Below are 1,059 nucleotides of genomic sequence, written 5' to 3'. Positions count from 1 at the left end.
CCGGCAAGCGCCTGACGCGCTATTCCGTGACCCTGCGCCCGCAACTGGCGTATCTCGCGCACCGGATCAACCAGCGGATCTTCCAGAACCTCAGCGTGCCGAAAATCATCGGCAAGGTCCTCGAAGAACACGGCATCCAGGGCAACGCCTACGCCTTCCAGACCGGTTCGATCTACCCCGATCGCCTCTACTGCGTGCAGTACGACGAATCGGACCTGCATTTCATCCAGCGCCTGTGCGAAGAAGAAGGCATTCACTACCACTTCCAGCACAGCGCCACGGGCCACAAACTGGTGTTCGGCGACGACCAGACGGTGTTCAAGAAACTGGCGCCGGTGGCCTATCAGCAGGACTCCGGCATGGTCGCCAGCAACCCGGTGATCAAACGCTTCGACCTGCGCCTGGAAACCCGTACCAGCCGCACCACCCGCCGCGACTACGACTTCGAAAAACCGCGCCTGACGCTGGAAAGCGAAAACCGCGGCGACGCCCTGCCCGACCTCGAGGACTACGATTACCCGGGCCGTTTCATCGACCGCGAGCGCGGCAAACACCTGGCCAAGCGCGCCCTCGAACGTCATCGCAGCGACTTCCAGCTCGCCGAAGGCAAGAGCGACCAGCCGTTGCTGGTCAGCGGCCATTTCCTCGCGCTGAAAGAGCACCCGAAAGCCAAGTGGAACGACCTGTGGCTGCTCACCGAAGTCCACCACGAAGGCAAACAGCCGCAGGTGCTGGAAGAGTCGGTGACCAGTGACACCACCGCGCTCAAAGACGATTTCCATCAGGGTTACCGCAACCGCTTCCAGGCCACCCCGTGGGACGTGCCGAACCGCCCGCCCCTGCGCCACCCGAAACCGCGCATCCTCGGCAGCCAGAGCGCCGTGGTCACCGGGCCGAAAGGCGAAGAAATCCACTGCGACGAATACGGCCGCGTGAAAGTCCAGTTCCACTGGGACCGCGACGGCCTCGCCGACGACAAGACCAGCTGCTGGCTGCGCGTGTCCTCCGCCTGGGCCGGCGCCCAGTACGGCGGCATCGCGATCCCGCGCATCGGCATGG

The 1,059-nt window shown here is 64.2% G+C and carries 1 protein-coding gene; it reads left to right on the top strand.

What is annotated here, in order from left to right:
* Positions 1–1,059, top strand: a 1,059-nt coding sequence (gene tssI / locus EIY71_RS28465; protein ID WP_134024005.1) for a type VI secretion system tip protein TssI/VgrG, incomplete at both ends; no start/stop codon positions are given.

Origin of the sequence: Pseudomonas sp. CH235, from assembly GCF_004368175.1 — a bacterium.
GTDB classification, from domain to species: Bacteria; Pseudomonadota; Gammaproteobacteria; order Pseudomonadales; family Pseudomonadaceae; genus Aquipseudomonas; species Aquipseudomonas paraglycinae.
The sequence above is the reverse complement of the archived record's forward strand: the minus strand, read 5'-3'. Positions and strand labels throughout refer to the sequence as shown.